Annotated in this window: 3 protein-coding genes and 1 pseudogene; 1 reads left to right on the top strand and 3 read right to left on the bottom strand. The window is 69.1% G+C overall.

Annotated features, from left to right (window positions below; translation table 11 throughout):
- Both DBR34_RS23315 and DBR34_RS15355 read right to left on the bottom strand, forming a co-directional pair.
- Nucleotides 1–242: pseudogene (locus DBR34_RS23315) on the bottom strand (dioxygenase); the annotation flags it as partial.
- 37 nt (nucleotides 243–279) lie between these two features.
- Entirely contained in the window at nucleotides 280–690 is a 411-nt protein-coding gene (locus tag DBR34_RS15355) for a DoxX family protein (protein WP_128097445.1), read from the bottom strand.
- A 96-nt stretch (nucleotides 691–786) separates the two neighbouring features.
- Between DBR34_RS15355 and DBR34_RS15350 the strand changes: the two genes are divergently transcribed.
- Nucleotides 787–1,668 carry a LysR family transcriptional regulator gene (locus DBR34_RS15350; RefSeq protein WP_128097444.1) on the top strand — a complete coding sequence of 294 codons (882 nt, stop codon included), beginning with the start codon at nucleotides 787–789 and terminating at the stop codon, nucleotides 1,666–1,668.
- Nucleotides 1,669–1,759: 91 nt separating this feature from the next.
- On the opposite strand, the gene DBR34_RS15345 is transcribed toward DBR34_RS15350, so the two are convergent.
- Nucleotides 1,760–4,317, bottom strand: a 2,558-nt coding sequence (locus DBR34_RS15345) for an EAL domain-containing protein (protein ID WP_258223976.1), incomplete at its 5' end; no start/stop codon positions are given.

Raw genomic sequence — 4,317 nt, 5'->3', positions numbered from 1 at the left:
GATCTCGCCGGCCAGCGCCGGATCGCCCGGGGCCGGGTACTGCAGGTCGAACAGCGCCTGCGGGAAGCCGCCGAAATCGTGGATCGTCGGCGGTGGGTCAGCCAGTGCGCCGAGGCCATCACGATGGCGCGCGGGCGCGGCAACTGCGCGGCCAGCGCCGCGAGGCGTTCGCCGACCAGACCGGGGTGCAGCGCGGTCATCGGCGAACCATGGGAGATGTACAGCGAAGGCAGACGGGACATCACAGGCTCCAGAAAAGGATCAACGACGGCGCGGTGCTCAGCGCGAGGCGAGCGTCCACTTGCCGTCCCCGATGCAGAACAGCACCAGCAGCGCCAGCGCCCAGAACGCCGGGTATTCCCAGCCGCCGCCGGCATTGGCGAAGCTGAAACCGTTGGCACCGTGCACGCTGACGATGGTGCCCAGCAGCAGCGGCACGCCCAGCAGCCCCACCCAGCGCGCGTACACGCCCAGCAACAGCGCAGCGGCCAGGGTCAGTTCCAGCACGAGGGCGACGTAACCGAGCGCGCCAGGCAGGCCCAGCGACTGGAAGTACGCCGCGGTGCCGGCCGGGGTGAACACCAGCAGCTTGGTCAGGCCATGCACCAGGAACAGCACGCCCAGGCTCCAGCGCAGCAGGGTGGCGCCGACGGGGGCGAGCGAGGAAACGCGGACAGCGGTGGTAGGCATGGGACACCTCGCGGACTAGGATGGCGACAGGTTATTGCGCTCACCCTTGGCGATAAATACGATCAGACGACGCTGTTTATTACAGGATCTGAAACAATGGATACCCTAGACGCGATGCGTGTGTTCGTGGCGGTGGTGGAACGCAACGGCTTCAGCGCGGCTGCCCAGGCCCTGGACCTGTCCACCGCCGGCGTCACCCGGCAGATCGCCGCACTGGAAAAGCGGCTGTCCACGCGTCTGCTCAACCGCACCACGCGCCGGGTGAGCCCCACCAGCACCGGCGCGGCCTACTACGCGCAATGCGTGCAGCTGCTGGCCCAGTTCGACGCCCTGGAAGCGGGCATCGGCGCGCAGGCGCTGGAGCCGTCGGGCCTGCTGCGGGTCAACGCCCCGGTCAGCTACGGCATCGCCCGGCTGGGCCCGCTGCTGGCCGGCTACCGCGCGCGCTACCCGCAGGTGCAGCTGGACCTGTCGCTGTCCGACCGCCTGGTGGACATGGTGGAAGAAGGCTACGACGTGGCCATCCGCATCACCCGCCAGCCGAACCCGGCGCTGATCGCACGCAAGCTGGCCGACACCCACATCACCCTGTGCGCCGCCCCCGCCTACCTGGACGCCCATGGCCGCCCGCAACAGCCCGAAGACCTGGCCGGCCACGAATGCCTGGGCTACAGCTACTGGGGTGGCGGCGACAGCTGGCAGCTGCGCGGCCCGCGCGGCGAGGTGTCCGTGCCGGTGCATGGCGGCCTGCGCGCCAACAACGGCGACGTGCTGCGTGAAGCCGCATTGGCCGGCATGGGCATCATCCTGCAGCCGGATTTCCTGATCGCCGACGCGCTGGCCGACGGCCGCCTGGAACGCCTGCTGCCCGACTGGGAGATCGCCCCGATCGGCATTTTCGCCGTCTACACCAGCCGCAACCATCTGGCCCCGAAGGTGCGCAGCTTCATCGATTACCTAGTGGAGGCGTTGGGGTGAATCCCGGCGTGTGCGGGTGAAGCGGCCGGGCAGAGCCCGGCGCTACGCATTGGCAACCCCGTAGAGCCGGGCTCTGCCCGGCTGCCTCGCATCAAGTAGCCTCGGCGGTTTCCAACCGCGCGATCACCTCGACCAGCGGCGATGGGCGCCCGAGCAGGTAGCCCTGCACCTGGTCGCAGCCGTGCGCGGCCAGCCATTGATGCTGGCCCGGCGTTTCCACGCCCTCGGCGATCACTGTCAGCCCCATGCTGTGGCCCAGCGACAACAACGCGCGGCAGATCGATGCATTGCGCGGATTGGTTTCCACATCGGAGACGAAACTGCGGTCGATCTTCAGGATGTCCAGCGGCAGGTGCTGCAGGTAGGACATGTTGGAATATCCCGTGCCGAAGTCGTCCAGCGAGATGCACACGCCCTGCTCGTGCAGCCGCTGCATGGTCTGCTTGGCCTGGGCCGGCTTGCGCATCAGGCTGCTCTCGGTGAGTTCCACCTGCAACGCCCCGCGCTCCAGCCCGAATTCCTGCGTGGCCCGCGCGAACTCGGCCACCAGGTCGCTGTTGAAGAACTGCACCGCCGACACATTCACCGCGATCGGCAACGGCCAGCCCGCATCGGCCAACCGCCGCTGCGCCTGCGCCGCCGCCCGGATCACCCAGCGCCCCAACGCCAGGATCAACCCGGTGTCTTCGCACAGCTGGATGAACTCGCCCGGCGGAATGAAGCTGCCATCGGCCTGCGGCCAGCGCAGCAACGCCTCCAGCGCCGCCGGCGTGCCGTCGCTGGCATGGCAGATCGGCTGGTAGTACAGCTCGAACTCGCTGTCGATCGCGCTGTGGATGCGCCCGGCCAGGCGCAGCCGCTCGGCCAGCCGCGAGCTCACCGTGGTGTCGAACCAGGCAATCACACTGCCCTCGTCGCGTGCGGCGTGCGCGGCCTGTGCAGCCATGCCGATCAGCTGTTCGGCCGGCACGTTGTCGCCGTCGAACTTCACCGCCACGCCGATCCGCGGCTCGAACTGGTGCAGCCAGTCCTGCCCGCGCACCGGCTCCGAGACCGTCTGCACCAGCGTATCCAGTGCGGTCTGGCGCTCGTGGTCGTCGCGGATGGCGAAGATGAAATCTTCGGCCGGCTGGAAGGCCAGCAGGCCATAGCGCGTGCCCAGCCCGCCCAGGCGCTTGGCCATGGCCTGCAGCACCACATCGCCCACTTCGCGGCCCAGCGTGTCGGCCACCAGCTGCAGCCCGCGGAACTGCACGTAGGCAATGGTGTAGCCGCCGCCTTCCTCGTCCAGCTGTGCGGCCAGCGCGCGCGTGTTGAGCAGCCCGGTGGCCGGGTTGTGGGTGGCGTGGTAGGCCAGGTCGCGCTCGTAGGCCAGCCGTTCGCTGATGTCCTCGGCCAGCACCAGGCAGGCCTGGCGACCGTCGAAATCCAGCCGCGACAGATGCGCGCGCACCTCGAACAGGGTGCCGTCCTTGCGCCGGTGCACGCGTACCTGCGCGTCCTGGGCATCGCCGATGGTGGCGCGCGAAATCGCACCGCGGATCTCGTCCCAGCCTTCGCGCGGACGGATATCCAGGATGCTCATCGACAGGAACTCGTCGCGGCTGTAGCCGTACTGCTTCACCGCCGCCTCGTTGACCTCCATGAAGCGCAGCGTGTCCGGGTCGAACACCCAGAACGGGGCCGGGTTGCGGTCGAACAGCAGCCGGAACTGGCGCTCGGCCTGCTGCACGCGGGCCAGCGCCTGCACGCGTTCGCTCACATCGGTCAGCGCGCCGATCATGCGCCGCTGCCGGTCCACCACCGCCACCCGCTGTCCGCGCGCGGACACCCAGCGCACCGTGCCGCCGGGCAGCACCACCCGGAACATTTCGTCCAGCACGCCGTTGCCGGCGAAGGCGTTGTCGAACGCCAGCTGCATGCGCTCGGCGTCCTCGCGGTGCACCCGCGCGAAGAACGCCGCCACCGGCAGGCTTTCGGTCTCGATGCCGAAGATCTCCCGGGCCAGCGGCGACCAGCGCAGCAGCGACGCATCCTCGTCCACGTACCAGGTGCACACCTTGCCCACCTGGTGCGCCATCAACAGCTCGGCATGGCCGGTGCGCAGTTCCTCGGTGAGCGCATCCTGGCTGCGGGTGGCACGGCGCACGCTCACAAACACCAGCGCGAACACGCCCCAGTACAGCAGGTACAACGCCACCGACGCCTGCACGTACGGCCACCAGGGCGCCAGCACGTCGGCGCGGCCCAACCCGGCGTACACCGCGATGGGGTACTGGCCCAGGGTGGTGAGCGTGGAAATCCGCTCGATGTTGTCGATGGCGCTGGTTTCAACGCCCAGCGGGACCACGGCATCGCGGCGCAGCATCTCGCGCTTGCCCAGCCCGAAGCGTTGCCCGGTGAGGCCCACGGTGTCCGGGCTGCGCGCCAGCACGTAGCCCTGCGCATCGGTGATCGAGATGACGCCCTGGTCGCCGGTGTCCATGCCACCGATGATCGATTGCAACTCGCTGGTGTGCAGCCGGCTCAGCAGCCAGCGGTCGTCGCCCATGCGCAACGCCAGCGGCAGCACCCAGCGCTGCGCATTGCGTTGCTGCGGCGGCCCCAGGTACAGCCGGCTGTCGCTGCCGCGATTGGTATCCACGGCCC

The sequence above is a fragment of the Stenotrophomonas sp. HMWF003 genome (genome assembly GCF_003061285.1).
In the GTDB taxonomy this organism is placed as follows: domain Bacteria; phylum Pseudomonadota; class Gammaproteobacteria; order Xanthomonadales; family Xanthomonadaceae; genus Stenotrophomonas; species Stenotrophomonas maltophilia_AP.
The sequence above is the reverse complement of the archived record's forward strand: the minus strand, read 5'-3'. Positions and strand labels throughout refer to the sequence as shown.